This window comes from Sphingomonas sp. (assembly GCF_965200105.1).
GTDB lineage: Bacteria > Pseudomonadota > Alphaproteobacteria > Sphingomonadales > Sphingomonadaceae > Solisphingomonas.
The window spans coordinates 991,906-1,018,320 of the sequence record NZ_CBDATN010000002.1 but is presented as its reverse complement, the minus strand read 5'-3'; the positions used below and the strand labels follow the sequence as shown (position 1 = coordinate 1,018,320).

At 66.5% G+C, this 26,415-nt stretch carries 27 protein-coding genes and 1 pseudogene; 8 read left to right on the top strand and 20 right to left on the bottom strand.

Features of this window, described 5'->3' with window-relative positions; translation table 11 throughout:
- Positions 1-619: 619 nt before the first annotated feature.
- Positions 620-1,334 (bottom strand): annotated as a pseudogene (locus tag ACOFKX_RS06265) (IS3 family transposase); the annotation flags it as partial.
- Here ACOFKX_RS06265 and ACOFKX_RS06260 point away from each other — a divergent pair.
- Entirely contained in the window at positions 1,333-1,863 is a 531-nt protein-coding gene (locus ACOFKX_RS06260; RefSeq protein ID WP_419826192.1) for a hypothetical protein, read from the top strand. The pseudogene ACOFKX_RS06265 and the gene ACOFKX_RS06260 sit on opposite strands and share 2 nt — an antisense overlap.
- A 166-nt stretch (positions 1,864-2,029) precedes the next feature.
- Here the strand turns inward: ACOFKX_RS06260 and ACOFKX_RS06255 are convergent, their stop codons facing one another.
- Genes ACOFKX_RS06255 through ACOFKX_RS06245 form a run of 3 tightly spaced genes read right to left on the bottom strand, consistent with a single transcriptional unit; the run spans position 2,030 to position 5,767 of the window.
- Positions 2,030-4,024: a M3 family metallopeptidase gene (locus ACOFKX_RS06255; RefSeq protein WP_419826191.1), complete on the bottom strand. Its 1,995-nt coding sequence runs from the start codon at positions 4,022-4,024 to the stop codon at positions 2,030-2,032.
- A complete protein-coding gene (locus tag ACOFKX_RS06250; RefSeq protein WP_419826190.1) occupies positions 4,017-4,832 on the bottom strand; it encodes a transglutaminase-like domain-containing protein in 816 nt (271 codons plus the stop codon). The genes ACOFKX_RS06255 and ACOFKX_RS06250 overlap by 8 nt, the downstream gene beginning before the upstream one ends.
- 17 nt (positions 4,833-4,849) lie before the next feature.
- Positions 4,850-5,767 carry a transglutaminase family protein gene (locus ACOFKX_RS06245; RefSeq protein ID WP_419826189.1) on the bottom strand — a complete coding sequence of 306 codons (918 nt, stop codon included), beginning with the start codon at positions 5,765-5,767 and terminating at the stop codon, positions 4,850-4,852.
- A 2-nt stretch (positions 5,768-5,769) separates the two neighbouring features.
- Here ACOFKX_RS06245 and ACOFKX_RS06240 point away from each other — a divergent pair, with 2 nt between their 5' ends.
- Positions 5,770-6,585, top strand: coding sequence for an N-formylglutamate amidohydrolase (locus ACOFKX_RS06240; protein WP_419826188.1), 816 nt, complete (start codon positions 5,770-5,772; stop codon positions 6,583-6,585).
- 198 nt (positions 6,586-6,783) lie between these two features.
- Here ACOFKX_RS06240 and ACOFKX_RS06235 read toward each other — a convergent pair whose 3' ends face one another.
- From ACOFKX_RS06235 to ACOFKX_RS06205, 7 genes are all read right to left on the bottom strand, one after another.
- Positions 6,784-7,416 (bottom strand): tyrosine-type recombinase/integrase, encoded by a 633-nt coding sequence (locus ACOFKX_RS06235; RefSeq protein WP_419826187.1) that lies wholly within the window; start codon positions 7,414-7,416, stop codon positions 6,784-6,786.
- A gap of 8 nt (positions 7,417-7,424) precedes the next feature.
- A complete protein-coding gene (locus ACOFKX_RS06230) occupies positions 7,425-7,913 on the bottom strand; it encodes a GNAT family N-acetyltransferase (RefSeq protein WP_419826186.1) in 489 nt (162 codons plus the stop codon).
- A gap of 98 nt (positions 7,914-8,011) precedes the next feature.
- Complete coding sequence (locus ACOFKX_RS06225; protein ID WP_419826185.1) at positions 8,012-8,848, bottom strand: AraC family transcriptional regulator; 837 nt, start codon at positions 8,846-8,848, stop codon at positions 8,012-8,014.
- A 194-nt stretch (positions 8,849-9,042) separates the two neighbouring features.
- The gene (locus tag ACOFKX_RS06220) at positions 9,043-9,978 is read right to left on the bottom strand and encodes a sugar phosphate isomerase/epimerase family protein (RefSeq protein WP_419826184.1); all 936 of its coding nucleotides are present in this window, start codon (positions 9,976-9,978) and stop codon (positions 9,043-9,045) included.
- A 13-nt stretch (positions 9,979-9,991) separates the two neighbouring features.
- Positions 9,992-10,426, bottom strand: a complete 435-nt coding sequence (locus ACOFKX_RS06215) for a DMT family transporter (RefSeq protein WP_419826183.1) — start codon at positions 10,424-10,426, stop codon at positions 9,992-9,994.
- A 1-nt stretch (position 10,427) separates the two neighbouring features.
- Positions 10,428-11,384, bottom strand: a complete 957-nt coding sequence (locus ACOFKX_RS06210) for an alpha/beta fold hydrolase (RefSeq protein WP_419826182.1) — start codon at positions 11,382-11,384, stop codon at positions 10,428-10,430.
- Between the two features lie 16 nt (positions 11,385-11,400).
- Entirely contained in the window at positions 11,401-11,949 is a 549-nt protein-coding gene (locus ACOFKX_RS06205; RefSeq protein WP_419826181.1) for a TetR/AcrR family transcriptional regulator, read from the bottom strand.
- A 432-nt stretch (positions 11,950-12,381) separates the two neighbouring features.
- Here ACOFKX_RS06205 and ACOFKX_RS06200 point away from each other — a divergent pair, with 432 nt between their 5' ends.
- Complete coding sequence (locus ACOFKX_RS06200; RefSeq protein ID WP_419826180.1) at positions 12,382-12,720, top strand: hypothetical protein; 339 nt, start codon at positions 12,382-12,384, stop codon at positions 12,718-12,720.
- A 79-nt stretch (positions 12,721-12,799) separates the two neighbouring features.
- Here the strand turns inward: ACOFKX_RS06200 and ACOFKX_RS06195 are convergent, their stop codons facing one another.
- Complete coding sequence (locus ACOFKX_RS06195; RefSeq protein ID WP_419826179.1) at positions 12,800-13,063, bottom strand: hypothetical protein; 264 nt, start codon at positions 13,061-13,063, stop codon at positions 12,800-12,802.
- Positions 13,064-13,447: 384 nt separating this feature from the next.
- Here ACOFKX_RS06195 and ACOFKX_RS06190 point away from each other — a divergent pair, with 384 nt between their 5' ends.
- Positions 13,448-16,363, top strand: coding sequence for a TonB-dependent receptor plug domain-containing protein (locus ACOFKX_RS06190; protein ID WP_419826178.1), 2,916 nt, complete (start codon positions 13,448-13,450; stop codon positions 16,361-16,363).
- A 281-nt stretch (positions 16,364-16,644) separates the two neighbouring features.
- Here ACOFKX_RS06190 and ACOFKX_RS06185 read toward each other — a convergent pair whose 3' ends face one another.
- Positions 16,645-17,739 carry an aldose epimerase family protein gene (locus ACOFKX_RS06185; protein WP_419826177.1) on the bottom strand — a complete coding sequence of 365 codons (1,095 nt, stop codon included), beginning with the start codon at positions 17,737-17,739 and terminating at the stop codon, positions 16,645-16,647.
- A gap of 104 nt (positions 17,740-17,843) precedes the next feature.
- On the opposite strand from ACOFKX_RS06185, the gene ACOFKX_RS06180 reads away from it, so the two are divergent.
- Positions 17,844-18,770, top strand: coding sequence for a Gfo/Idh/MocA family protein (locus ACOFKX_RS06180; protein WP_419827363.1), 927 nt, complete (start codon positions 17,844-17,846; stop codon positions 18,768-18,770).
- A 4-nt stretch (positions 18,771-18,774) separates the two neighbouring features.
- Here the strand turns inward: ACOFKX_RS06180 and ACOFKX_RS06175 are convergent, their stop codons facing one another.
- Complete coding sequence (locus ACOFKX_RS06175; protein ID WP_419827362.1) at positions 18,775-20,001, bottom strand: family 1 glycosylhydrolase; 1,227 nt, start codon at positions 19,999-20,001, stop codon at positions 18,775-18,777.
- 399 nt (positions 20,002-20,400) lie between these two features.
- Positions 20,401-21,303, bottom strand: a complete 903-nt coding sequence (locus ACOFKX_RS06170) for a LysR family transcriptional regulator (RefSeq protein WP_419826176.1) — start codon at positions 21,301-21,303, stop codon at positions 20,401-20,403.
- Between the two features lie 87 nt (positions 21,304-21,390).
- Between ACOFKX_RS06170 and ACOFKX_RS06165 the strand changes: the two genes are divergently transcribed.
- A complete protein-coding gene (locus ACOFKX_RS06165; protein ID WP_419826175.1) occupies positions 21,391-22,263 on the top strand; it encodes an aldo/keto reductase family oxidoreductase in 873 nt (290 codons plus the stop codon).
- Between the two features lie 167 nt (positions 22,264-22,430).
- Here ACOFKX_RS06165 and ACOFKX_RS06160 read toward each other — a convergent pair whose 3' ends face one another.
- The 3 genes from ACOFKX_RS06160 to ACOFKX_RS06150 are packed head-to-tail and all read right to left on the bottom strand — an operon-like array spanning position 22,431 to position 23,840.
- The gene (locus ACOFKX_RS06160; RefSeq protein ID WP_419826174.1) at positions 22,431-22,703 is read right to left on the bottom strand and encodes a hypothetical protein; all 273 of its coding nucleotides are present in this window, start codon (positions 22,701-22,703) and stop codon (positions 22,431-22,433) included.
- Positions 22,693-23,583 carry an exonuclease domain-containing protein gene (locus ACOFKX_RS06155; RefSeq protein ID WP_419826173.1) on the bottom strand — a complete coding sequence of 297 codons (891 nt, stop codon included), beginning with the start codon at positions 23,581-23,583 and terminating at the stop codon, positions 22,693-22,695. Before ACOFKX_RS06155 ends, ACOFKX_RS06160 begins: the two co-directional genes overlap by 11 nt.
- Positions 23,580-23,840, bottom strand: coding sequence for a DksA/TraR family C4-type zinc finger protein (locus ACOFKX_RS06150; RefSeq protein ID WP_419826172.1), 261 nt, complete (start codon positions 23,838-23,840; stop codon positions 23,580-23,582). The genes ACOFKX_RS06155 and ACOFKX_RS06150 overlap by 4 nt, the downstream gene beginning before the upstream one ends.
- Positions 23,841-24,429: 589 nt before the next feature.
- On the opposite strand from ACOFKX_RS06150, the gene rsgA reads away from it, so the two are divergent.
- A complete protein-coding gene (rsgA, locus tag ACOFKX_RS06145; RefSeq protein ID WP_419826171.1) occupies positions 24,430-25,356 on the top strand; it encodes a ribosome small subunit-dependent GTPase A in 927 nt (308 codons plus the stop codon).
- A gap of 3 nt (positions 25,357-25,359) precedes the next feature.
- On the top strand, positions 25,360-25,515 hold the full coding sequence (locus tag ACOFKX_RS06140; RefSeq protein ID WP_419826170.1) for a hypothetical protein: 156 nt from the start codon (positions 25,360-25,362) through the stop codon (positions 25,513-25,515).
- An 82-nt stretch (positions 25,516-25,597) separates the two neighbouring features.
- Here ACOFKX_RS06140 and ACOFKX_RS06135 read toward each other — a convergent pair whose 3' ends face one another.
- Positions 25,598-25,936, bottom strand: a complete 339-nt coding sequence (locus ACOFKX_RS06135) for a hypothetical protein (RefSeq protein WP_419826169.1) — start codon at positions 25,934-25,936, stop codon at positions 25,598-25,600.
- A gap of 93 nt (positions 25,937-26,029) precedes the next feature.
- Positions 26,030-26,227: a hypothetical protein gene (locus ACOFKX_RS06130; protein WP_419826168.1), complete on the bottom strand. Its 198-nt coding sequence runs from the start codon at positions 26,225-26,227 to the stop codon at positions 26,030-26,032.
- Between the last annotated feature and the right edge of the window lie 188 nt (positions 26,228-26,415).

The following is a 26,415-nucleotide window of genomic DNA, read 5'->3' as shown; positions in this document are numbered from 1 at the left end:
CATCTGCCGGTTGCATACCCGACTTGTAAAGCTTGACCGCGTTACGGGTTTGGCGCAGCCGATGTTCGCCACGCGAACAGGATGTGTCATGACCGAGTCGACGGACCCCGCCCCTACAAGGATGTGCAGTCACCCGTCAGAGGGCTTCAGATCGTCGAAGCGCTAAGTGCCTTAGGATGGTGGAAAGTTGGCCATTTGAGCAAGGCCGCGAAGGTCAGCGCACCTCGGCCTACCGCCTTGTCAACACCCTGATGCAACTGGGCTACGTGACGCGACGTGACGAGGACGGCGCGGTGGCGCTAAGCCCGAAGTTCGCCGCCTTGGCGAGCTCGCTCAAGGATGACGACATCGTGACCCAGTTCGCGTGGCCGCCGCTATACGAGCTGTCGCGCGACGTCCTTTGGCCCTGCGACTTTGCCAGTCTCGACGGCGGCCGCGTCCTGATCCGCTTCTCCACCCACAAGATTAGTCCCATTTCGATCCATCGCGGCATGGTTGGCAAGGAGCGCTACCTAGCACGATCGGCGCTGGGGATGCGATCCTGTCGGCGATGGCGGAGGACGAGCTCGACGCGGCGCTCACGATCACTGCGGCCATCAGCGGCCAGAACGCCGAGGATGGCCTCGTCGATGATGGTGAGATTCGGAACTTGCGCCCGTCATGGGTGCGTTCCTCGACGAAGTCGTAGGCCCAGACGTGGCCGCGATATTCCGGCCGCAGCCGGATGCAGGAGCCATCGTTGAGCCACAGCCGACCGCGCTTCAGCTGCCGCTGCGGCACCTTCAGCCCCTCTCGGCGCCAGATCCGCTCGACCCGCTTGTGATTCACCGACCAGCCTGCCGCCTGCAGCAACGCCGTCACGCGGCGGTAGCCGTAGCGGCCATAATGCTTGGCCAGAGCGATGATGTCGTCGGTCAGCGCCTCTTCGTCATCTGCCCCGCACGGCACCTTGCGCTGTGTCGACCGGTGCTGGCCGAGAACGTGGGACACCCGCCGCTCGGACACCTCCAGCACGTCGTTGGCCTGGTCGATGCAGCGCCGCCGCCGCGCGGGGCTCAGAAGTTTCCGTTTGCCGCCTCCTGCAAGATGAGCTTGTCGAGCGTCAGATCCGAGATCGCCCGACGAAGCCGAAGGTCCTCCTTCTCCAAATCCTTCATCCGCCGAGCCTGATCAGTCTTCAGCCCGCCATACTCCTTGCGCCACCGGTAGTAGGTCTGCTCGCTCACCGCGATCCGCCGGCACGCCTCGGCGGTCGTGCCGCCCTGGCCCAGCACGATCTCCACTTCACGCAGATTCCCGATGATCTCCTCGGGCTTGGGCTTCTTCGGTGGCATGCGTCGTCCCTTCCTTGGTCCAGACTATCGTAGTCGATGGACCACTCAGAAGGGGGCAGCTCACTACCGCACGCCCGAGACCGGCGCCGGCGTCTTCGGCCTCAACTGGGCGAACACGCTGACCTTCCACTTCGACCAGACGGTGCCCACCAACGACGGCACGCTCAAGATCAAGCGGGCGGGCACCGAGTCCGGCAGCCAAGCCTATCCCAAGTACAAGTCGGTCGCGATCGGCACGTGGACACTGGGACAATTCACCGCCTCACTGACTGGCCGCTACATCAGCGCCGTGCACGAGGCAGGCGGCGAAATGCCCGGCAACAAGCTCGGTCGCGGCCTCTACGGCGGCGTCCAGCTGCTCTGGAACACCAAGCTGTCGGGACGTGACTTCAGCTTCGCGGTCGGCGTCAACAACCTCGCCGGCACCAACCCGCCGGCCTGCTACGTCTGCCAGCTCAACAACTACGATCCCACGACCTACGATCTCCCTGGCCAATTCTTCTATGTGCGGGCGGGCGTGAAAATCTGATTGGCCCCGCTGCTCCGGTCCCCGCCGAAGCATCGCTCATATCCCGTGAACGAACATCCGCTTACAGGAAGAGCGTACGCGAAGCTGTGTGTCTGGATTTGGGTTGTCAAGCTCATCGTTACCCGCTGAAGAGCTCGTGCTTCAGTCTGGATGGGATGAGTTGTGGCTACGTCAAATATGGAGTGAGCTTACGCGCCGTTATTAGGGCCGTCTCGTCGGGATTACGGCCGAGGAAGGCGCGATAACTAGCCATCGGATCGCGGGTATCGCCGCGGGACAGGACCTCGTCGCGGTAACGGCGCGCCAGGTCGGGATCGAACACCCCGGCTGCCGCGAACGCGCCCCACGCGTCGGCATCGAGCACCTCGGACCAGAGATAGCTGTAATAGGCGGCCGCGTAGCCGCCGTCGAACAGGTGGGTGAAGTGCGGCAGCCGGTGGCGCATGGTCACGCCGTGCGGCGGATCGAGCCGGACGAGCATCGCGGCCTCGATCGCGGCGATGTCGGGAGCGGCGTCGCGCGAGGCGTGGATCGCCATGTCGACCAGGCCGGAGAGCAGGAACTCGACGGTGGCGAAGCCCTGCCCGAAGCCGTCCGCCCGGCCCAGCGCGGCGACGAGCGCGTCGGGCATTCCGAGGCCTGCGAGCACGGCCGGCACCACCATCCAGTTCTCCATCAGCTTGGACGGGAACTCGACGAAGTCGCGCGGCACGGCGGTGCCCGCCAGGCTCGGGTAGGTGACGTCGGAGAGCAACGCGTGCAGCGCGTGACCAAACTCGTGGAAGAAGGTGCGCGCTTCGTCGATCGAGAGCGGGGCGGCGGCGCCCGCGAAGTTACAGCAGATGCTGACCACCGGCGTCACGGGCCCGTCCAGCCGTTCCTGCGCACGCAGCGACGCCATCCACGCGCCGCCATGCTTGCCGGGCCGGGCGGTGGGATCGACGTAGAGGAGGCCGACGGGCGCGTCCCCCTCGCCTCGCACCGCATAGGCGGCAACGTCGGGGTGCCAGCCCGCCAGTTCCCCGTGCCGCTCGAAGCGCAGGCCGAACAGCCGGCCGGCGACATCAAAGGCGGCGTCCACGACGCGATCGGCCGGTAGAAAGCCGCGCACGGCGGCGGCGTCGAGGCCGTAGCGTTCGCGGCGCTCGGCCTCCGCGTAGAAGCGCCAGTCCCACGGTTCGAGGGTGAAGCCGCCGCCCTCCGCGTCGATCCGCGCCTGGAGCGCTGCCGCCTCGCGCAGCGCCTGCGCGCGCGCCGCCGGCCAGACGCTCTCCAACAGCGCCGTTGCCGCTTCCGGCGTACCCGCCATCTCGTCTTCAAGCCGATAAGCCGCGAAGCTCGGGTGGCCAAGCAGCCGCGCCTTCTCTGCGCGCAGCGCCGCCATCTCGGCGACGATCGGGTTGTTGTCGTGGACGCCGCCGTCGCAGCGGCCGGTGAAGGCGCGCCAGATCCGCTCGCGGACGTCGCGGCGCGTCGAGAAGGTCAGCACGTCCTCGACGTCGCCGCGGCCGAGCGTGAGGAGAGCGCCCGGCACGCCGGCGGCGGCGGCGCGCTCGCGAGCGATCCCGCGGAGGCTCTCGGGCAGGCCGTCGAGTTCGTCGCCGGCGAGCAGCATCTCCCAGCCGGCAGCCGCCGCAAGCACGTTCTGGCCGAAGCGGACGGAGAGTTCGACCAGCCGCACGTCGATCTCTGCGAAGCGCAGCCTCGCTTCGTCTTGGAGCGTCGCGCCGCCAGCGACGAAGCCGCGATGGGTGGCGCGCAGCAACCGGTCGCGCTCCTCGTCGAGCGCGAGCGCCTCGCGCTGCGCCCACACCGTCGCGACGCGCGCGAACAGCCGGGCATCCTGGTTCGTCGCCGTGACGTGCGCGGTGAGCAGCGCCGAAACCTGCGGCTCGATCGCGCGCACCGCCGCGTCCGAGCAGCAGCCGGCGATCATCGAGAATAGGCGGCGCGCGCGGCCGAGCGGCGCGCCGGCACGTTCGAGCGCCTCGACCGTGTTGGCGAAGGTCGCGGGCGCGGGATCTTGCACGAGGACATCCAGTTCGGCGCGGTGCTCCGCGATCGCGGCCTCCAGCGCCGGGATAACGGCGTCGACGCGGAGGCGGTCGAAGGGCGGCGCGCCGAAAGGCTCGGGCCAGGGCTGGAGCAGGGGCTCAGTCAATCGCGGCGACCTCGTCGGTGTGGACGTTGAAGCGCGTCAGTTGCGCCGGTCCGAAGGTGGTAGTGAGCGCGGCGTCGGTGGCGTCACGGCCGCGCGCCATCAGGATGCGGCCGACCCGCCGCCGGTTGTGCCGTGCGTCGAACGTGTACCAGCGGCCGCCGAGGAACACGTCGAACCAGGCGGAGAAGTCCATCGGCGCGTCGGCCGGCGGCACGCCGATGTCGCCGAGATAGCCGGTGCAGTACCGCGCGGGGATGTTCATGCAGCGGCACAGCGTGATCGCGAGGTGCGCGAAGTCGCGGCATACGCCCTGCTGCTCCTGATGTGCGTCCCACGCCGTCTTGGTCGAGCGCGCGTGGTGGTAACCGAACTCGACATGGTTGTGCGTGTAGTCGACGATCGCCTGCACGCGTGGCCATCCGGGAGCAACATTGCCGAACAGGCTCCAGGCGGTTTCCGACATGCGGTCGGTCTCGCAGTAGCGCGAACCGAGCAGGTAGACGAGCGCCTCGTCCGGCAGCGCCTCCACCGGCCACTGCTCGGCATCGGGCGCGTGCTCGTCGTGGGTGCCCGGATCCTCGACCACGAAGCTCGTCGACAGCGTGACGCCGCCCGCCGGGATGGTGAGGCGCGTACAGACGTTCCCGAATCCGTCGACATAGTCGTACATCGGCACGTCCGGCGTGGCGGCGATGCGATGCGCGGTGCGCAGGTCCTTGTTGCGCGTCGGGTGGATGGAAAGGAGCGCCAGCATCGGCACCGGGCGATCGGCGGAGAAGCTGATGTCGTAGCCGGTGCGGATCAGCATGGGCGTCCTTTCGGTGCTCAGGAGGAGGAGGTGGCGGCGGCGCGCGGCGTCTCCGCGGGCTCGGCGGCGTCCATCGTGACTTCGACCGCGACCGACATACCGTCGTCTGAGCCCGGATGGCCGAACCAGGTGCCCGACAACGGCACTACTTGGTAAGGATCGCGCGCCACCGCGACGCGGATGAGTCCGCGGTTGCCGACGATGCCGTTGGTGGGATCGAACTCGGTCCAGCCCGAGCCGGGCAGGAACACGCGCGCCCAGGCGTGGGTGGAACCGCCACCGACACGCCCCTCTCCACGCGACGGCGAATAAACGTAGCCTGAGACGAAGCGCGCCGCGAGGCCCAGCGCGCGCGCCGCTTCGATCATGAGCACGGCATAGTCCCGGCACGTGCCCTGCCGCCGCTCAAGCGTCTCGGTAGGCATCTGCGTGCCGTGCTCGTGGCGGGGGACATAGGTAAAGTCGCGTCGGATCGCGTTCGTCATCGCGATTAGCATGGAGAGCGTGTCGGCGCCGCCGCCGTCGTCCAGGAAAAGCCGCGCCCACGCGTCGACCCGGCGATATGGATCGTGGTGCTGCCGCTCGATCGAGCGGAGCAGGTCCGGCATGTCCTCGGATGAGTAGGTGAACGGGAAGCGGCGCGCGTAATCCTCCACCTCGATCGCGTCACGGGCGAGGGGAACATGCTCCAGCCTCACCCGGCTCGTGACCTCGAGCCGCCGCGTGCGCCCGGCGAAGCGCGCCACCGCGACCGAGTTGCCGAAGACATCGTGCAGCCAGCGCAGGTCGGCGGGCTCGGGATCAATACGGAGGCTGGCTTCGATCAGCCGCTGGTCGTAGCTCTCGCGCGGCCGCACCATGATCCGGTGCTCGCCGAGCGACACCGGCTGTCGATAGCGGTAGGCGGTCGCGTGAGAGATGGTGAGGAAGGGCATTGGTGGGCGACGATTTCCCGCGAGAAATGCTGCGACTGCTCAGTTGCGACGATCCGCAGCCCGTCGGGAATGTCAACCTCTCGGGTCGATCACGCTTCCTGTTGGTCGGCGATCATGCCGGTGACGCGATCCCGCAAGCTCTCGGCATGCTTGGCCTGAGGGCCGCGGATTTAGCCCGGCACATCGCGGTCGACATCGGCACGCGCGCTCTCGGCGAGGCGCTGGCGCACAGGCTCGACGCGACGTTCATCCACCAGCGCTTCTCTCGCTTGGTGATAGACTGCAACCGCGATCCGGCGCGCGCGGATGCGATCCCGGAGACTAGCGACGGCACGCCGGTTCCCGGCAACGCCGCGATCGGTGCTGCCGAGCGCGCGGTACGCACGCGCGAGATCCACGCCCCCTACCATGCCGCCATCGCCGCTGAGCTCGAGCGGCGCCGGGCCGTTGGCCGGGCGACGATCCTCGTCTCGCTGCACAGCTTCACGCCGCGACTGGCCGGCGGTGCGGAGCGGCCTTGGCATCTCGGCTTGCTGCACGACGGCCGCGCGGACGGGTTCGCGCTCGCCCTGCTCGCCTCTTTGTCGCAGGATGACCGCATCGTGGTGGGCGATAACGAGCCTTACCGCATGGACGCGACGGACTACACTGTCCCGACCCACGCCTTTTTAGCAAGCGTTCCATACGTGGAGCTCGAGGTGCGGCAAGATCTCATCGCCCGCCGTGAGGACATGCTCGAATGGGCTGAGAGGATCGCGGTGGCGGCGGAAGCGTCACAGACCCGTGCCGCCCCTCGAAATCGCTGCTGCTGTCACTGACCGAGCTGAAAGGTGGAGCTGCCGACCTTTTGCGCCAAACCGCCCCGGCTTCGTCTGAAGCAGAAGCTTCGCCTTGGCGCTATTCAGACGGCCTCACATCAGTGCCGGACCAGCTTTCAAGCAACCTGAACAAGTGCCTACTCTCGGGGATCGGTCGATGTGCCGTGAGTGGCCGGATGTGGGTCAGCTTGCCCGACTTCAAATCTCGGTGCGCTCCGACAGTTCGAGGGCATCTTCCACGTCGACGCCTAGGTAGCGCACCGTGCTCTCGATCTTAGCATGCCCGAGCAGGATCTGAACGGCACGCAGGTTGCCGGTGGCCTTGTAGATGATCGACGCCTTGGTCCGTCGGAGCGAGTGCGTGCCGTATTCCTCCGCCTGCAAGCCGATGCCCGTCACCCACTCGCGCATGAGCCGCGCACACTGGCTCGTGCTCATGTGAGCCATGTAGTCGTTCCGGCTCGGGAACACGTAGTCGTTGATGGTGCCGCCCCGCCGTTCCAGCCACGCTAGCAGCGTCTTCCTTGCGGGCTCGACCAGCTCGAACTGCACGGGTCGCTTGGTCTTCTGCTGCACGACAACCGCCCGGTCCCGGACGCGGCCGCCTGCAACCACGTCGCCGATGCGCACCCTGACCACGTCGCAGCCGCGCAGCTTGCTGTCGATGGCGAGGTCGAACAGCGCACGGTCGCGCAGGCGGCGGTGCTGGTCGAGCCAAAAGCGTATGGCCCAGACCTGCTGCGGCTTGAGCGCCCGCTTGGCACCGAGCACGCGACCCTCGTTCCAGGGTCGCTGCTCGCGAAAGGCAGGGTCTAGTGACGAGTGACCCACCTCCGGGCCTAACTCGCTGCGGCGATCAGCTGTCGCGCCGCGTCGCCGGCGAGTGGCGGCGAGGACAGCACCACCGACGTGGCGACCTGCCGGTCGGGCACCTTCCAGTACGTGCGAAGCAGGGGGGCGACGTCGCTCTCGGCCACGAGCGCAAAGCCGTGCCGCTGGTAAAAGCGGGTAGCCCAGGTCGCAGCAGCCCATGTTCCGACAAGGATTGGACGGTTCGTCCCGCGGCGGAGATGCCGAAAGAGGTGCGACCCGACGCCGCGGCCTTGCCGGTCAGGAAGCACGTAGGCGTGGCGGATCAGGTCCACGTTGTACCGAGCCTGCGCACCCATAACGCCGACTAGCCTGCCCATTATGGCATAACCGCTGAACGCGACACCGTCGCCCAGCTCCGAGGCCAGTTCAGTCGCGCTCATGTATGGTTCGTGCCAGCGGTCGGCCGGGATCACGCCGCGGTAGGCTTCCGCCGCCGCGTTGATGATCGCCAACACGTCCTCGACGTCGGATTGATCGCATGATCTTACGTTCCCCGCTTCTGTTCCTATTTGGTCCAACTGAGCCACCCTCCTGCATGCGCGGTAGCGGGAAGTTAGCGCCGCCTCGTCATGGCGCTCTTGGACGAAATTGCAGCCAACGCGTGCGCGACGGCGTAGGCGCCGGGCGTATAGCCGTGGCGAGCGGTGAAGACGCGGTGCATGTGACTCTGGTCGTTGAAGCCCGCATCAGCCGCGGCCCCGGCCAGGGTGACACCCTGCCGGATGAGCCGGCGAGCGACGGCGAGGCGGCGCTGCACGACATAGGCGTGAGGCGTCAGCCCGGTCAGGCGCGCGAAGGCGCGCGCTGTCTGGTATCGGCTTAGACCCGCTATGGCCGCGAGGTCGCTCAGGGCGTGCGGTCCCGCCGGATCATCGTCGATACTGGTGCGGACCTGTGTTAGCCCGCCGGGCGGGCTGCTCCCAATCTGGTGAGCGGTGCCGAGCAGGCCAGCCAGGAGCAGCACCAGCCACTCATCGAACGCTGCTGCGTCGTCCGATTGGAGCGCGGCCGTGCGCGTGGAGACGAACAGCCGTGCAAGGCGAGCGTCCGTGACTACCGGCGCGTGCAGCTCACGTACCTGGCGGCGTCCCTCCTTCATGTCCGCGACCACGGCGCCTACTATCTCTTCCGAGAAGTAAAGCATGGACCAGGAACGCGAGGCGCCCACGGCAGCACCGTCGTGGACCTCCGCCGGGTTGACGGTGATCAGATCACCGGCGACCGCCTCGACATGGCCGCGGCCGCTCCACGACCGTTGTGCACCGGCCGTCACCAGACCGACGCCGAACTCTTCGTGTGCGTGGCGGACGAACGACTGGTCCGAGCAGGCCTCCACGGCGGTGATGGCACCGCCCTCCAACGATCGGACGCGGAAGGCCCCCGCCGTCATACGCGATCAGCCGCCATGGCCGGCTCGGTCAACCAAGTACGTAATTGGCCCGGCTGCCGGATGGGAACGCCCAATTTCACGACACCACGATGCTCGTTCGGCTTCAAGGCCGCAAGCTGAACGGGCGTCCGCTAGTCGGACGCTGGTAGATAGCGTTAAGCGTCTGGTTATGGGTCAGACCCCCGCGGCAAGGATTACCCCCAATGCTGGCGCAGGAACGCGAACGCGTCGGTAGCGAGCTGGTCCTTGGACCCGAAGGTGTCGCGCCAGACATGCGCCGACGTGGCGAGCGGCTGAACATCCGTGGCGAACGCCTCGACCGACAGCCGACCCTTGTAGCCGATCGCCTTGAGCGCGCCGAACACCGCGACCCAGTCTACCGTGCCCGATCCCAGCGTGCCGCGGTGGCTCTCACTGATATGGGTGTGGAACAGGCGGTCGCCGCACGCGGTGATCGCCCCAGCCAGGCCGCCTTCTTCGATCTGGGCGTGATGCGTGTCGAAGGCGATGCCGAGGTTGGGCGCACCAACCGTTCGGATAAGCGCCAGCGTGTCCTCGGCGGTGTTGAGCAGGTAGCCCTCGAACCGGTTTAGGAACTCCAGGCAGAGCCGGATCCCGCCTGGCTGGGCATGGGCGCAGGCCAGCGCGAGCGTCTCGGCGGCGCGCGCCCGCGCGTCGGGTGTTGGGCCGGGTACGCCGGGCGGCGGCTCGGCGGTGCCATAGAGCGGCCCGCTCAGCGTCGTGCTGCCGAGCGCGTGGCTGGTGTCGATCGCCCATTTGAGCGTGTCCAGCGCTGTCCGCCGCACGCCCGGGTCGGACGAGGACGGATCCGCTTGCTGCGAGACGGCGCTCAGCGTCGTGCATGCGAGGTCCTGGTCGGCCAGCGCCTGGCGTAGGGCGGGCAGATGTTGCTGCGTGCCGCGGACGATCGGCACCTCGACCGCGCGGTAGCCGATCGCCCGCAGCCGGCCGAGCAACGGGAAGAGCGCGGGCGTGACCGTCTGCGTCCACAGGTACAGATTCATCGCGAACGGAGCGGCGGACGGCGGACCGTCGGCAAGCGCCGGGCCGGCGGCGAAGGCGGTCGCGACCGTGCCGATCCCGAGGGCAAGCGCACCACGTCGGTTCATCATGGCAACCTTCCTACTTGATGAGCAGCGCGCCGCCAACGATCAGGCCGGCGGCGGCCATCCGACGGAGCGTCAGGGGGTGAACGGCGAGACCGAGCAGGCCGAAATGATCCAGCGCGAACGCGCAGAGCACCTGTCCGGCGACCACCATGGCGATGGTGGTCGCGGCGCCGAGACGCGGTGCGGCGGCGGCCGTGGCCGCGAGCACCAGCGCACCGCATAGGCCGCCGGTCCACGCCCACCAGGGCGCCGATCCCACGCTGCCCAGCTTGGGCGCGCCTCCCGCTGCGACCGCGCCGGCGGCCGCCAGAGCGGCGGTCAGCACCGCGCCCGAGATCGTCGCTGCCCAGATCGTGCCCCCCACCGTCTGGCCGAGCCGTGCGTTGATTGCCGCCTGCACCGGCAGCATCGTGCCGGCCAGCAGGGTGAGCAGGACTAAGACGGGCATCTCAGGGACGGCTGGCCGGGGAACCGGCCCAGAAGCCGGTCACCGCGTCGGCGAACGCGGTCGGGCATTCCTCGGGCAGATAGTGCCCGCACCCCTGGAGCACCGTCCCGTCGAGGTGGATGGCGGCGCCCTTCATGCTCTGGATCAGCAGCGTGCCGACCCCGCCACTCGCGCCGATCGCCAACACCGGCATGGGTAACGGCGAGGCGGTCCGCTCTCCCATGCGCTTCAGCCCGGCGGGCGAGAACAGCGCACGATAATAGTTGAAGCCCGCATGGCCACCGCCGGCCGTAAAGACGCGGACATATTCCGAACGGGCCGGCGGATCGATGGCGTCAGGGTGCGTTGCTTTATTGTCGAACAGCCAGTCCAGATACGCGCGCTCATGCCCGGTCGTCAGCATCTCCGGCAGGCCCGGCAGTCGGTTGAACGCGAAGTGCCAGGTCTTGATGTTGGCGGCGTCGTCGGGGATCGGCTGCTGCCGGGTCGGGCTGGGGATCGTCACCTCGCTGAGGACGAGGCGGCGTACGTCCGCCGGATGAGCCGAGGCGAGCGCGTAGCCGATCCACCCGCCGAGGTCGTGGGTAACGACATCGATCCCGCCGGGCCGACCCAGCCCCGCCGCGCCGATGAAGGCGTGGACCTCGGCGGCGACGGTGTCGAGGTCGTAGCCGCTCGCTGGCTTGTCGCTGTCGCCGAACCCACGCGGGTCGAGGATCACGACGCGCCGCCCGCGCGCGGCGAGCAGCGGCGCGACCTTGCGCCAGGCATGGCCGTCCTCCGGCCAGCCGGGGAGCAGCAGCACGGGGTTGCCGCTTCCCATCTCAGCATAGTGGAGCCGGACCCCGCCGACGCGCAGGCTGTGCTGCTGCAAGCCCGCCTGGGCGGGTGACGCCAGCGCCGCCGGCGCGAGCGCCAGCGTTGCGGCGGCGAGCATGATGGCGATCGCGGTTCTCACGTCCAATCTCCTCGTGTCAGTCCAGAATGCGCAGGGCGAGCGCGACCAGCGGCTCCGCCCGATCGGGAAACAGACCGCCTTTGGCCACCACGCGCATGCCCTGCACGAGGCTGAGGAGCAGATCGGCGACCGTGTCTGCGGGAGCGCTCGTCGTGATCGAGCAGTCGGCCCGACCCTCCTGCACCAGCGCCGCAAGCAGCGAGCGGCGCTGTCCGAGCACATCCTTGAGCGCCGCGGCGGTGGGGGCGGCGAGCAGGTCGAGCTCCGCCACGGCGGCGACGACGAGGCAACCCGTGCGCCCGGCGGCGTCCTGGCTCCACGATGCGTAGAGCCGCAGGACCGCGGCGATCCTGCCGCGCCCGTCGCTCTCCCGCGCCAGCGCGTCGGCGATCTCTTCCCCGTGCAGCGCCAGGTAGCGCCCGAGCGCGCGCTCGAACACGCCGTCCTTGTCGCCGAACGCCTTGTAGAGGCTCCCCGCCGACAGGCCGGTCGCGACGGTAAGCTCGCTCAACGACGCCGCCGTGAAGCCCCTGCTTGCAAAGGTGGCGATCGCCGCGTCCAGCACCCGATCCTCGTGGAACCCGCGCGGGCGGCCGGGGCGCCTGTTCCGCTCGTCATGCATATCGGCTAAATGCATTTAGGAGTAGATCGCTCCACAACTATTGCAGCGACAGGAAAGGCCTCCTTCCGTTCTCAAATTACGCGCGCCGCCGCCGTTCACACTGCGATCTCGGGTCACGAGTCCTGAACCCTGCTCGCCATAGGGTAAAGGCCAGAGCTACGACTCCAGGCTGGTGTTCCGACGATGTGCACGTGCTGCGGATCGCGTAGATCTCCGGGTAGGAGCAATCAAACTGTTGTCTTGCGCTGATCCTTAGCGCCCGACGGCGGAGCCCTGACCGGCGATCGACGACATGAACGGGCGGCCGGAGTGTGGAAGCCACAAGGAGGGCCTGAGCGTCCGAACCTGTATCCTATTCACCACTTCGCCGCCGTGGTGACCAGCGTGCATTTTCATAGCAATGATCCCGCCCTGAACGCTGCGTTCAGAAGTCTTTTTGCGGCTTGGGATCAAGCTCTGCCGTACCCCGAACGCCATCGTGACGCGGGTGAACGCCTGATCTTTTCAAATCCAGATGACGCTCCGCTTAACGCCGACCGGGACATTAGTTGGAACGCAATTGAGGTAGCGCGCTTGGAGATGGCGCGAGATTTTGGCGAATTGCTCCAGATTATTCGCGAAGATTATGTCGAAATTGACCTCATCGAGACCGACGCCACAGCGCTTGCGCGATGGAACCGAGAACGGGCGGAGATGGCGCGCATGCTCGAATGAAACACCTAGCGCCATAGCTCGACCATGGACCGGCAAACGTGTGAGCAAATCAACGCGGCTGGGCTGTGAGGCTCGCTCGCTATTTGAGACAGCCGTGTCCCGGCGTGAGCAGCCTGATAGGCGTGGAAGGGGGGGTCTTCAGGTCATGAACGGACGTCCGAAGTTGAGTAACTTGACGCGTTAGCTGAATGACCGGGTAGTCGACCACGCCGTCCGTCGCGGCCGGACGGGCGAATACGCGCCAGACGGTATAGAGCGCGACCAGCGGTGTGGGCGATGACGCGGCGCCCGCCGGCCCGGCGGCTGCGATCAGCATCGCAAAGAAGCCGATCAGTCGCATCATCCCGTCGTCCTGGCAGCCCCCAATGCCTCGTAGCTAGAGGAACGGCTAGGCCCGTCAACGAGGCCTCTCATCGCAGTCACGGCCCGCGATCGGAACGTAGCTGAACCGATATAGGATTTTGAAAGGCCCACGGGCGCTGCTGGATGACCGTTATCAGGCTCTTGCGGCTCTGAGGTAGGAAGCGGCACGCGAAGGCTGAAAGCCCCAGCAAGCTGCCGCTCCGATAAGGCCTGTTGCAAGCAGGGCTAGCTGTAGCGATTGCGCCACAGTTGCGTGATTGTCGTGCAAGGCGCGTTGCTAAGGCGATATGGATCAGTCAACCTTACTTGGGGGAGCGGCAAGCAGGGGTGCAGAGCGCCTCCCCCGTGACATGGGGGTTGCGCTTTGATCAACGGACGCCTTCTTGGACAAGCAGCCACTACGGCACTTGCGACGTTCCTCGCCGCATCTGCATCGCTCGCCCAGACGGGTTCACCAGCGGTAGGCGATCCGGCCCATGAGGCGCAGGGACAAGCGCCTGCCGGCACTACGTCGGATGCGCCGTCTCCGATCCAGCAGTCGTCCGAGGGCGTCGGCGGCGATATCATCGTCACCGGATCGCGCATTCGCCACAGTCCGATCGAGCAGCCGCAGCCTGTCACCTTTGTCGATCAGGCCGATATCGCACGCACCGGCCTCTCCTCGATCGCCGATGTGCTGCAGCGGCTGCCGACCACCGGCGGCGGCCTCAACACCCGCAACAACTCGTCCGGCAATCTTGGCAATCCGCCGGACGGCGGTGGCGTCGGCGCCGGGTCTTCCGAGATCAACCTGCGGACGCTAGGCTCCAAGCGGACGCTGGTGCTGGTCGACTCCATGCGCTTCATCAACGGCTCGGCCGCCTCCGGCATCCCGGCGGCGGTGGACCTGAACGCCATCCCACAGTCGGCTATCGAGCGCGTTGAGGTGCTGCAGGATGGCGCCTCCGCGATCTACGGATCGGACGCGATCGCTGGCGTCGTCAACATCATCACCAAGACGAAGCAGGATGGGCTCGTCGCGTCCGCGCAGCACGGCCTGTTCAAGGAAGGCGACGGCTTCACCCAGAACTACGATGTGTCCTACGGCTTCGCGATCCCGTCGATCGGTACGCAGATCGTGTTCGGCGGCGATTATGTGCAGCAGGATCCGGTTTTCGCCGGCGATCGCGCGTTCGCTGCCTTTCCGGCCCCCTTCACCAACGCCTGCACGAGCTCGTGCAGCTCGGCGACGCCCAACGGCCGGTTCATCACACCATTCGGCAGCCAGACGCTGATCGCGCCCGTGGTCGGACGCGCACCCACACTGACGGACTATCGTGCGTTCACGACGCCGGACCGCTACAACTTCCAACCGACCAACTACCTGCTGACGCCCTACAAGCGATATGGCGGTTTCCTGAACCTGGAGCAGCCGCTGGGCGGAGACGTCAAATTTTCAGGCAAGTTTTTCTACAATCGTCGCGAGTCCGAGAACCAAGCGGCACCGTTGCCGCTCTTCATCGGGCCGGACAGCGGCAACTCGAACCTGCTCGACACCATCAACATCTCGGCGAGCAACCCGTACAATCCGTTCGGCGATCTGATCGCAGGCGGCGTGCGCCAGCCGGACGGCACCGTCAGCCAGGGCAATTACAGCTTCGTGGCGCGTCGCCTCACCGAAGGCGGGCCGCGCCACTACTCGCAGCGCGTGAACACCTATTACGGCACCGCCACCCTGTCTGGCCAGTTCCGGCTGTTCCAGCACAACTGGTACTGGGATGTGAACGGCGTCTTTGGCAAGACGAACGCCAGCCAGTCCGTTACCGGCAACGTCAACGCCGCCAACGTGCAGCGCGCGCTGGGGCCGCTGGCGGATTGCACCGCGCCGTGCGTGCCGCTCAACATTTTCGGAGGGCAGGGCGCGCTCACGCCCGAGATGTACAACTATATCGCGTTCACGCAGCATGATCGTTCGTCGCAGCAACTCGCCGACGGCACCGCTAACCTGACCGGCCAGCTTCTCGATCTGCCCGCCGGACCGCTCGGCGTGGCTTTGGGCTACGAGCATCGGGCGATCCGTGGTTCCTTCACCCCCGATCCGCTGATCCAGGCCGGGCTCGGCGCGGACATCCCGGCGGCGGCTTCGCGTGGCCACTATCACTCCGACGAAGCTTATGGCGAGCTCTCGGTGCCGGTCCTGAAGGACAAGCCCTTCTTCGAGCTCCTCAACGTGTCGTTCGCGATGCGCTACTCCGACTATTCGGCCACCGGCTCCAAGACGACGTTCAAGGCCGGCGGCGACTGGAAGCCGACGCGGGACCTGGTGCTGCGCGGCACCTACGCGCAGGGCTTCCGGGCGCCGGCCATCGCCGAACTGTTCGGTTCGCCGAGCCGCTTCGACGATCCCGCCAACGATCCGTGCAACGACATCACCAATGATGGCAGCACACTGGCGCGCGATTGCGCGGCGGCGGGCGTGCCGTTGACGGGTGGTTACGAGCAGAACAACAACCAACTTCCCGTCTTCACGTCGGGCAATCGCAACCTGAAGCCCGAGACATCGCGAAGCTGGGTAGGCGGCGGCGTCTACTCGGCGACATGGGCGCGCAGCTTCGCGCAGGTGCTGACGCTTGAGGCGAGCTACTTCAACATCAAGGTGAAGAGCGCGATCGGCGCGATCGACACGACGACGCGGCTGAATTCCTGCTACGTCGACGGCGATCCCTCCGCCTGCGCCGCCGTCACGCGGTCCGCCACCGGTCAGATCACCCGCATCGACGGCACGCTGCTCAACCTGTCGAGCCTCAGGACCAAGGGCATCGACCTCAACTTCAACTTCCGCTCAGCCGATACAGGAGCCGGCACGTTCGGACTGAACTGGGCGAACACGATGACTTTTTCTTACGACCAGACGGTTCCTACCGACAGCGGCACGCAGAAGGTCAAGCGTGTTGGCACTGAGTCCGGCAGCCAAGCCTATCCGCGCTACAAGTCGGTGGCGATCGGGAGCTGGTCGCTCGAGAACTTCACCTTCTCGCTGACCGGCCGCTATATCAGCGGCGTGAAGGAAGCGGGCGGCGATATGCCGGGGCACACACTCGGCCGACGGCTGTATGGCGACCTCCAGCTCCTTTGGGACACCAAGCTCGCGCACCGCGATTTCAGCCTGGCCGTAGGCGTCAACAATCTCGCCGGTACTGCGCCGCCCGCCTGCTACGTCTGCCTGCTCAACAACTATGATCCCACGACGTACGATCTTCCCGGCCAATTTTTCTACGTCCGCGCCGGCATCAAGATCTAAGCAACAGCTCGCGCCGGCAGTCGCCGGGGCGAGCCCTCAACCTGTCCAGTGTTGCAGTTGGCCGACCGGGCATCGTTGCTCAGCGCATGGCGAGCCGCGCACTTTCAGAAAATGTCACTAACCGCGTGGCTTGAAGCGGAAACAGAACGCTGAACCAACGTCCGGAGTTGGGTTGCGGCTTGGTATCCTCGGGCGGCCGGAACTGGGTCATCGCCGCGCGAGGCGAGCCCGCAAAAGAACTCGTTTGCAACTCAAACGGCGAGCTTCCGTGTCAGAGGATGTCAAATGTTCGTGAAGCTGTAGACCATCATGTTCCGGTAGATTTGATCGGGAAGCAACAGAGCCGAGCCAAATGTGGCCTGGTTCGGCGTGTTAGGAAATATTTGCGGCTCCAGGACAATAGCGTCGCCCCCGCGATAGGTCCGGTTCGCCTTGCCGTGGCTGGTACCGTCAAGGAAGTTGCCAGAATAGAATTGCAGGCCAGGCTGGTTCGACATCAGCTCGAAGCCGCGGCCCGACACGGGGTCGCGTACCCGTGCCATCAGGTGCAGGTCCGGCGTGACCTCCCGCCCGACAACCCAGTTATGGTCGTAGCCGCGGCCGAACACGATCTGCTGATCGCCTGCGTCACGCACCTGCTCGCCGACCACGCGCGGCGTACGGAAATCGAACGGCGTGTCCCGTACCGACCTGAACTCCCCTGTCGGGATCGCGCCGGCATCGGTCGGCAGGAAGCTTTCGGCCGGGATGGTGACCACATGCCCCATCGCTCCAGCAGGCGAACCTTCACCCGTCAGGTTCCAGTAGGTGTGATTGGTGATGTTGACGATCGTCGCCTTGTCGGTCGACGCACGATACTCGATGCTTAGCCGATCGTCGTCGTCTAGCCGGTAGAGGGCATCTACCGTCATCGTTCCTGGATAGCCCTGATCCCCATCGCGGCTGACGTGGCGCATCGTGACGGATGCGGCCGGCTCCGACCGGACTTCGGTGACCGCCCATAGCACCTTGTCGAACCCGACGGTGCCGCCGTGAAGTGCGTTTACGCCGTCGTTGGCGGGCGTACTATAGACCTGGCCATCGATCGTGAAGCGGCTGCGCGCGATGCGGTTGGCGAAGCGGCCCACGGTGGCGCCAAGATATTGCGGCTTGGCCAGATACTCCTCGATCGTAGCGTAGCCGAGCACGACGTCGGCCATCGTTCCCGCGCGATCTGGCAGCATCACGGATTGTACTGCGGCGCCATAGGCGATCAGGCGCACCGACAGGCCATGCGTGTTGGTGAGCAGGATCGCGGGCACCTCGCGCCCGTCCGGCAGTCGCCCAAAGGTCGCCAGCGTCGCCGTAGGCGTCGGACGTCCTGCCGATTTCACCATTGCGAGTATGTGCTGGCCATATCTACCCCGAGTCCTAGAAGGTATCCCGACTACCGGTTGGCCCGATCGCCGATCGCATGTCCAGGCAGAACAAGGTGATCGCGATGGCCGAACCGATCAAGCTGGCCCTGGTGGGCGTGGGTAAGATCGCGCGCGATCAGCATGTTCCGGCGATCCGGGGCGAGGGGCGCTTCACGCTCGCCGCCACGGTGGATCCAAAGGGCGGCCTCCCCGATGTCCCCAGCTACACCAGCCTCGATGTCCTGTTGGCGAGCGGCGACCGGGTCGATGCGGTCTCGCTCGCGACGCCGGCGGCCGGACGGCGCGACCTCGTCGCCAAGGCCCTGGCCGCCGGTCTCCACGTCATGATCGAGAAGCCGCCTGCCGCAACGCTGTCGGAGGTCGATGACATGGCGGCATTGGCGGATCAGGCGAAACGGGTTTTGTTCACCAGCTGGCACTCGCGCGGGGCGCCTTTCGTCGACGCCGCTCGGGATTGGCTGGCTAGCCGTACGTTGAAAGACCTGCGGATCACGTGGAAGGAGGACGTGCGGCACTGGCATCCCGGCCAGGAGTGGTTGTTCGGCCCCGGCGGCTTCGGCTGCTTCGATCCCGGCATCAACGCGCTCTCGATCGCGACGCGAATCCTGCCCGCGCCCTTGTTCGTGGAAGCGGCGACGCTGTTCGTGCCCCAGGGACGAGACCAGCCGATCGCGGCTTCGCTGACCGCGCGGACCGGCAGTGCCGCCGGACGGATCGAGTTCGACATCCGCCAGACCGGACCCCAGACCTGGGACATCGAGGTCGACACTGACGCCGGCACCCTCGCGCTGCGAGAAGGTGGAGCGGTCATCGAGCGCCCCGGCGCTGCGCCTGAAAGGAGCGCGCCGCGCGAGTACCCCTCGCTCTATGCCCATTTCGCCGAGCTGATCGGCGCCGGGAAGTCCGATGTCGATGCCCGACCGTTGCGGCTGGTCGCCGACGCATTCCTGGTCGCCGGGCGGACGCCGGTAGAGCCGTTCAGCTTCTGAGGCGTCAACCGTCCTGAACGGCAGGCCCCGAGGCCTGCGGCTTGATCATCGTTCTGGCGCGTGCCAGCTGCCGGGCGGCGTGGTCGCCATCGGCTTCATCCGGCAGCACCACCGGCACGGTCAGGCATAGGCTTTGCGTCGGCAGCACATCGCGCCACTCCGCGATCATCTGCTTATAGGCTTCGCCAACCGGGCGGATCTTGCGGTCGAGATCGAAGAGCCCGAGCGGGTTCACGTTGCCGCGCCGTTCACGAAGCGCGCTGTCCCAGTCCATCTGGTCGGTCAGTGAGTACCAGGTGAAGCCGACCACCGGCACGCCGTCGTTGCGGACGCGCAGCACGTTGGCCCACTCCTTCCACAGCCAGTCCACCGCCTCCGTGCCGAGCGGGCCCTGCACTAGGTTCGTCTCGGTGTGCATCACCGGCAGCCTGTAACGGTCGTGATACTGCCGCGTGATCTCGGAATAGCCGAAGATCTCTCCCGATGGCCGGGTTCCTCCATTAGCTGCGACGCGATGCTCGTTGGTGACGTAGTAGTCGTTGCCCATGATGCAGTGCTGCTTCAGGCGGTTGTCCAAAAAGAAGTGATACTCGTCCCTCGTCATGCCGTTGTCGAGCAGGTACTCGTACATCTCGGAGTCGAGCCGTCGCCCGTAGTTGAGGTCGAGCGTCAGGAAGCGCTGCGCGTTCATCAGCTCGGCGGGTCGGATCGCGGCGGGGGACTCGGCGTGAAAATACTCGGAAGACTCGCTTTGGATGAAGATCGCATCCGGCCGCACCTCCAGGATCGTTCGCATCGCGAGCACGTTCGCCTTGACGATGTGCTTGAGCGCCGTGACGAACGCCTGATCGCTGCTCAGCTGCTCGTTCCACCAGCCGTACCGCGCCGAGAAGGTGGCGCAGATGTACATCTCGTTCACGGGTGTATACAGTTGAACCCAGGGGAAGCGTTCGGCGAAGGCGCGAACGTAGATGGCGAACTGGTCAGCGAAGTCCGGGTTCTGGAAGTTGCCGATCCAGTCTGGTACCCCGAAGTGACAGAGATCGACGATCGGCACGATGTTTCGCCGCTTGATCTCGGCGAAGGTCTGGTCTGCGAAGCTCCAGTCGTACTTGCCCGCGCCTAGCCAGGTCGTGTGGATCGGCGGGCCGTAGCGCAGATAGCCTATGCCCATATCCTGCACGAGCGCGAAATCCTCGCGCCACCGATCATAGTGGCCGCAGCTTGCCATCTCATCGACGCGAGTGCGCCCGCCATCGATGGTAGGCACGCTGTTTTCCACGCCAGTGGCGAACATGAATGTAGCGATGGCCGTTCTCCGATAAACCTCGGCGGCTCGTCCGCCGCGCGATGCGCAAAACGCCGCGCCGGTGGGAGAGTGCCCGTAAGTGGCGTCGGCACCGCTAGGTACAGGCTCAATACGTGCCTCGCCGTTGAAGCTCCCGGACGGTGAGCAAGGACGCCTCGACCAGCTCCGCGGCTCGCAGCCCTGCCCAGGCGTTCCCCATGCCGCTGATATACATCTATGACGGACAGGCGGGTCGTGCTCGCCACGCCTACTTACCTCACTTGAACGAACAGCAGAAGTTGGAGAACGCCAGCGCCGCTTTAAACGACGACTTGTGGGTCTTCAAGCTGTGCGACGTACGTAATCGATGAACGCCTTGAGCGGAGGCGGTACGAGCCGGCGGCTGGAATGATAGAGAAAGGGGCCCGAGAAAGACTGCCACCAATCCTCAAGTACCGGCTGTAGCGCGCCGCTTGTCAGGTACGGCTGAAGCCAGCCCTCGAACAGGTGGATCACACCGACCCCGGCGATCGCCGCTTCCACGGCCAGGTCGGTGGCACCACCGATGCCGACGGTGAGCCGGGCCTGCGGCTCGATGCGGATCACGTCGCCGTCGCGCTCGAACTCCCAAGGGGAGGTCAGCCGGCCACTGGCGAAGCGGCCGAGGATGCAAGGCTGGCGCAGCAGGTCACGCGGGTGCGTGGGGCGACCGTGCCGATCGAGGTGCGCCGACGAAGCGGCGGTCGCGAAACGCTGCTCGCGCGGCCCGATCGGCAGCGCGATCATATCCTGCTCCAGCCGCTCGTCGTAGCGGATGCCGGCGTCGCAGCCAGAGGCCAGCACGTCGACGAAGCCATCTTCGGCGACGATCTCCACCGTGATGCCGGGATGCGCGGCGAGAAAGCCGGGCAGGATCGTGGGTAGCACCAGCCGCGCGGCGCTGACGGGTACGTTCAGCCTAAGCGTGCCGGTCACTCCCTCGCGCAGGTCGTCGACCGCACCCAGCGCCGCCGCTACCTCCTCCAGCGCCGGCGCGAGCCGCTCGATCAGACGGGCGCCCGCCTCGGTCGGTGTCACGCTGCGGGTGGTGCGGTGGAGCAGGCGGACGCCAAGCGACGCCTCCAGGCGGCGCACAGCCTCACTGAGCGTGGAGGCGCCGGTGCCCGCCGTGCGCGACGCCTCGCGGAAGCCGCGGGCGCGAGCTACGGCCAGGAGGGCGTTCAGGTCAGCCAGGTCGGGGTTCATCGTTCGTCTTTCCGCACAGCCCGTGCGGATTATGTCGGATTATCGCTGCGGCCGCCATGTCCTAGTTGAGGTGGGAAGGAGACGAACATGGACATCATCGATCAGGCAGGCAGCTTCACCCTTGGCGACCGCGCAGTGACCCGGATGGGCTATGGCGCCATGCAGCTCGCCGGACCGCATGTGTTCGGGCCGCCGAAGGACCGCGACGCCGCGCTTGCCGTGCTGCGCGAGGCGGTGGCCACGGGCGTCACCCACATCGACACGAGCGACTTCTACGGCCCGCACGTCGTCAACGCGCTGATCCGCGAGGCGCTCGCCCCGTACCCGACCGACCTCGTCCTCGTCACCAAAGTCGGCGCGGTGCGTGGGGAGGATGCGTCCTGGAACCTCGCGGCGTCCGCCGACGACCTGCGTCGGGCGGTCGAGGACAACCTGCGCAACCTGGGGCTCGACACGCTTGAGGTGGTCAACTTCCGTGCCATGCTGGGCGGCGGTAACCAGGGTCCCACCCAAGGCTCGATCGCGACGCCGTTCGCGGCGCTGGCGGCGTTGCGTGAGGAAGGACTTATCCGCCATCTCGGTATTAGCAACGTGACGGCCGTTCAAGTCGCGGAGGTGAGGGGGATCGCACCGGTCGTCTGCGTGCAGAACCAGTATAATCTCGCGCATCGCGGAGACGATACCCTGATCGACGCGCTGGCGGCGGACGGCATCGCCTATGTGCCGTTCTTCCCGCTCGGCGGTTTCAGCCCGCTCCAGTCGTCGCGGCTGGACGAGGTTGCCGCTGGGCTCGGCGCGACGTCGATGCAGGTCGCACTCGCTTGGCTGCTGCGGCGTTCGCCCAACATCCTGCTCATCCCGGGTACCTCGTCGGTCAAGCACCTGCGCGAGAACCTGGCGGCTGCATCGCTGCGACTGCCGGATGAGGCGCTGACGATGCTTGACCAGATTGGTAGCTGATCCGCGTCGCTCGTTAAGCTGAATGAGCGGCGGTAGTTGGGAAGTGGTTCAGGCGCCATGAACGGCGGCTTCTGGGTCTTCTAGCTCGAGCGCTTTTCTCAGGCGAGCCCGCACAATGGCGGCTCCGAACCGTAGCGCGCGAGAGATTTTGGCAGTGCAGCCGGCAGTTACAGTCCTGCCGCCTCGATGGCGGCAGCGAGTTCCGCGTCGATTCCGTCATCGCCGCGCGGCGTAAGCCTGTTCAGCGCGGTCCGGACACGTGCCTGTGCCACCTGCAGCGTCTTGTGCCGGACCTGGCGTGTCGCGTTGGTCCGCCACGAGGGGCTCTCGCCGAGGAGGGCGGCCCATTTGGCTTCCTCCGCGGCAAGGATGGCGAGTGCCAGGCGCAGGCCGTCGCGTCGCCCTCGGGCGTAGTCGTCGGACGCGACGTCACGCGGCATCGGCGACGGTGTCTAGAGGAATGTTCATCGGTCGGGCTGGCAGACAGTCGAGCCCCAGCGCGGACGCGGGCACGATCTTCAGTTCACGACCGTCAGCTATCGCCCTGGCTGCACGACGGTAGGCGGTGCTCCCGAGCACGGAGCGTCCAAAAGGCTGACGTGCCGCAACGACCAGCATGGTCGTCGTGAGCCCGACCGATGAGTGGATCGTGCCGCCCTGCGCGGCGATCGCGTGCGCCAACGTGCCGTCTCTGGGCTCGCCGAGGATCGCGAGCCGCTCGCCCAGAAGTCGTCCGTCTGGCGCTGGTCTCGGCGCAGGGCCGGGCTGGCGCGGCGGTGCCATCCAATCGGCGAGCGACTGGCCGGTATGCTCGATCGCGCGGACGATCACCCAGCCCGCTGCGCGAGCGTCACTCAGGGCGTCGTGGTGCCGGTGCGGCACGCCCAGGAAACGGGCGAGACCGCCGAGACGATGGTTGTCGAGGTCGGGCCAGGCGCGCCGGGCGACGCGCACGCTGTCGAGCCAGCGCGTCTCGATCGGGGGCCGGTAGTGGACGCGGCAGGCGGCCGCGAGCGCGCCCTTGTCGAAGAGGGAATGAGCGACGGTGATGCGTCCTGTCAGGTGCTGATCGATGACGCCGTGGACTTGCGCGAAGGTCGGCTGACCCGCCACGTGGTTAGCCGTGATGCCGTGAACCTGGACGTTGCCCGCGTGGAACTCGTCGCACGGGTCGAGCAGCGTTTCCCAGGCGAAGGCCTCTCGCCCGTCGCGAAAGCCGACCACGCCCACCTGGCAGATGCTGCTGACGCGCGAGCACGCCGTCTCGACGTCGATCACGACGAAGTCGGGCGCGGGGTCGTCAGTGGCCGGCACGCTCACCGGAGCTGACTGTCCTTGCTGCCGCGGCGGTTGAATGCCGTGGCGAAGGGCTTGTCGCGCCCGCCCTGGCAGGTCACGCAGGTGCGCACGCCCGGGATCGCGCGGCGGCGGCCCTCAGGTATGTCGTCACCGCAGACCGCGCAGAACGGCTCGCTCTCGCCGGCCGGCATGCTGGCGCGGGCGGCAAGCACCGCGTCGGCCACCGTGTCGTCGATCTGATCCTGAACCGCGCCGTCGCGCGTCCATCCGCCTGCCATTGAGCCTCTCCGGCAATTACCTCGCGATGATATGGGTAGAAAGCTTGGTCGGGTCCACTAGCTGAACGAGTGGCCGAAGCTGGAAAGCCGGAAGCGAGCCGCGAACGGCCGGAACTGGGTCGCCTCGTACGCGACGAGATCCATCCCCGGTTACGGTCGATGGACAAGGTTGGCCCGAGCCCGCACTCTCGCGGCCCCTTGCTGCGAGACTGGTCGCGAACGGCGGATCAGTGTAGCCGGAGTAAGGGTCCTTAGGTTGAGCGTTTCGCTCAAGCGGGAAGCCCGAGTTCCGGAGCGACCGACATACCACGCAAACCGAATTATGACTTCGAGCGTCGCGAGCGCGAGAGGACCAAGGCGGCCGAGTCCGCGAAGAAGGCGCAAGCCAAGGCAGATAAGCGGTCGGCTGAACAGGGCACGCGGGATGCGGAGCAATCAGGCGGATCGTAGGCTCGCGGACGCGACGACCGTGTCGTCCCGTTCCACTCTCGCGCAGCTCGGCTGGAGATCCTTCTTAGCCGAGCAGGTCTCCGCCGAGCAGAGCCAGAACTGCCAGCCTGTCCGCGTCATGTCGGTTCATCGCGGAAGGGTGACCGTCTCGGGCGAAGGGATCAAGGATTCGATCTCGTCCAACTTACCCGTGCAGGGGGGAGCGGAGGACCGACCTACCGTCGGCGACTGGCTGCTGATCGACCGGAGCAGCCGAAGCATTGTGCGTATTCTCGATCGGACGAGCCTGTTCAAGAGGCCCGCGCCGGGCGCCGACCGCCGGGTCCAGCTCATCGCCGCGAACGTCGACACGCTGTTCATCGTCTCGTCCTGTGATCAGGACTTCAACGTTGCTCGCATCGAGCGCTATCTTGTGCTCGCGCGCGAGGTCGGCGTCCGTCCTGTCGTGGTCCTCACGAAAGCCGACCTGTCGCCTGCGCCTGACCGCTTGGTAGAGGCAGCGCGCGCGCTCCAGTCGGGGTTGCGGGTGGAACTGGTCGACGGACGCGATCCGACGAGCGCCGGCCGACTCGCCAGCTATTGCGGCCTCGGGGAGACGGTTGCGCTGGTGGGATCGTCCGGCGTCGGGAAGTCGACCCTCGTCAATACGCTGAGGAGATCGGAGAGCATCGCCACTCAGGCCGTCCGCGAGGACGACGGCAAAGGCCGGCACACGACGACAGTGCGCGAGATGCATCGCCTCGCCGCTGGTGCGGACGGCCCTGGCGCGGATGGCGGCGGCTGGCTGGTGGACACGCCGGGCATGCGCGAGCTCCAGATGTCCGAAGTAGCCTCCGGCGTGACCGAGGTCTTCGACGACGTCACGGCCGTGACGCTCGACTGCCGGTTCGTGAACTGCACCCACGCCGACGAGCCCGGATGCGCTATCCACGTCGCGATGGCGAAAGGTGATCTTGATCCCGCGCGCGTCGGACGGTGGCGCAAGCTCGCCCAGGAAGATGCAGAAAACAGTGGTGCCGTGGCGGTTCGCCGCTCCCGCCGCGGAAAAGCCGGCAACAGGAAATGACGATTGGCTGAGCTCCACCTTCGCGCGCTCGCGTCCGAGCGCAAACGATTATGGGCCGAATGCCGCCTGAAGGGGCTCGCCAAGGGCACGCCGGAACGGCTGCGGATCGAAGAACTCGACAGGCTGTTGGCGGAGCACCGGGCAAAACCGGCCGGCTAGGCAGGAACGAGCGTCGGCCTTCCAGGAACCTGCGAGCGCGGCGCGATGTCCGGACACGGGTCAAATCCGAGGCGCAGCCTGATCAGCGTTGCTTCTTAGCCGTGGTCGCGGTGAAATCCGGGTCTTTCTTGGCGACCCAATCGACGAACTTGCGCACGTTGGGATTGGCCAGCAGGCCCTCCACATCCGTCCCGTGGCGCTGCAGTTCGGAGTTGGTGAAATTCGCCATCAGCGTCTGCTGGCAGATGGGGTGCATGGGCACGACATCGCGCCCGCCCCGGCTCTTGGGCACGGGATGGTGCCAGACGATGGTTTTGCCGGTGGGCCTGCCACACAGCCAGCAGGCTACCGCTGCTGCCGGAGGGTCATCCTCGGAATGCGCGTCTGCGTAGGCATCGTGTTTCAAATGTTTGCGGGCCATGCCTTACCTGACTTCCTGACCTCGTGCGCTGCCCCGTAGCGGTGCGTCAGCCCTGATAGCGCAACGTGTTTGCGAACCCATCATTTGCTTTGGTCATCTTGGCGAGCTTCCGAAGGTGGCTCGGACGTAGCGATCAAAGCGCCGGTCGTCATAGATGCCCGTGGCCCGATACTCATCCTGCGCAAGGAGCTGCGCAGCGAACGCCGCCTGATCATCGGTGCGCCCGGTGGTCTTCAGGAATCGGCAAACCCATTCTTCGCCGGCAGCTTTGTCATAATCGTCCCGTTCCATGCCTTCGCTTGTCCGCCGCCGCCTGCTCGAGCTTCGCAGCCTTGAAACGGGTTTGCAGCCATTTGTAAACGGGTTCGCCATCCCATGCTTTCGACGTTTCGGCCATCACGCTTTCAATCCTGACCGCGAGTTGTCTAGTTGAAAGCTGACAGAGGTGGCTCGGGGAATCTGCACAGCGGGGATAAGTG

Excerpts from the sequence above, each read along its gene's own strand:
- ACOFKX_RS06260 (WP_419826192.1), top strand. The coding sequence starts at position 1,333 with ATGCGTCGTCCCTTCCTTGGTCCAGACTATCGTAGTCGATGGACCACT.
- ACOFKX_RS06250 (WP_419826190.1), bottom strand. The coding sequence starts at position 4,832 with ATGCTGATCCGCACCGGCTACGACATCAGCTTCTCCGCCGATCGCCCG.
- ACOFKX_RS06245 (WP_419826189.1), bottom strand. The coding sequence starts at position 5,767 with ATGCCCTTCCTCACCATCTCTCACGCGACCGCCTACCGCTATCGACAG.
- ACOFKX_RS06225 (WP_419826185.1), bottom strand. The coding sequence starts at position 8,848 with ATGACGGCGGGGGCCTTCCGCGTCCGATCGTTGGAGGGCGGTGCCATC.
- ACOFKX_RS06220 (WP_419826184.1), bottom strand. The coding sequence starts at position 9,978 with ATGAACCGACGTGGTGCGCTTGCCCTCGGGATCGGCACGGTCGCGACC.
- ACOFKX_RS06215 (WP_419826183.1), bottom strand. The coding sequence starts at position 10,426 with ATGCCCGTCTTAGTCCTGCTCACCCTGCTGGCCGGCACGATGCTGCCG.
- ACOFKX_RS06195 (WP_419826179.1), bottom strand. The coding sequence starts at position 13,063 with ATGATGCGACTGATCGGCTTCTTTGCGATGCTGATCGCAGCCGCCGGG.
- ACOFKX_RS06185 (WP_419826177.1), bottom strand. The coding sequence starts at position 17,739 with ATGGTGAAATCGGCAGGACGTCCGACGCCTACGGCGACGCTGGCGACC.
- ACOFKX_RS06180 (WP_419827363.1), top strand. The coding sequence starts at position 17,844 with ATGGCCGAACCGATCAAGCTGGCCCTGGTGGGCGTGGGTAAGATCGCG.
- ACOFKX_RS06175 (WP_419827362.1), bottom strand. The coding sequence starts at position 20,001 with ATGGCAAGCTGCGGCCACTATGATCGGTGGCGCGAGGATTTCGCGCTC.
- ACOFKX_RS06170 (WP_419826176.1), bottom strand. The coding sequence starts at position 21,303 with ATGAACCCCGACCTGGCTGACCTGAACGCCCTCCTGGCCGTAGCTCGC.
- ACOFKX_RS06165 (WP_419826175.1), top strand. The coding sequence starts at position 21,391 with ATGGACATCATCGATCAGGCAGGCAGCTTCACCCTTGGCGACCGCGCA.
- ACOFKX_RS06160 (WP_419826174.1), bottom strand. The coding sequence starts at position 22,703 with ATGCCGCGTGACGTCGCGTCCGACGACTACGCCCGAGGGCGACGCGAC.
- ACOFKX_RS06150 (WP_419826172.1), bottom strand. The coding sequence starts at position 23,840 with ATGGCAGGCGGATGGACGCGCGACGGCGCGGTTCAGGATCAGATCGAC.
- ACOFKX_RS06135 (WP_419826169.1), bottom strand. The coding sequence starts at position 25,936 with ATGGCCCGCAAACATTTGAAACACGATGCCTACGCAGACGCGCATTCC.
- ACOFKX_RS06130 (WP_419826168.1), bottom strand. The coding sequence starts at position 26,227 with ATGGAACGGGACGATTATGACAAAGCTGCCGGCGAAGAATGGGTTTGC.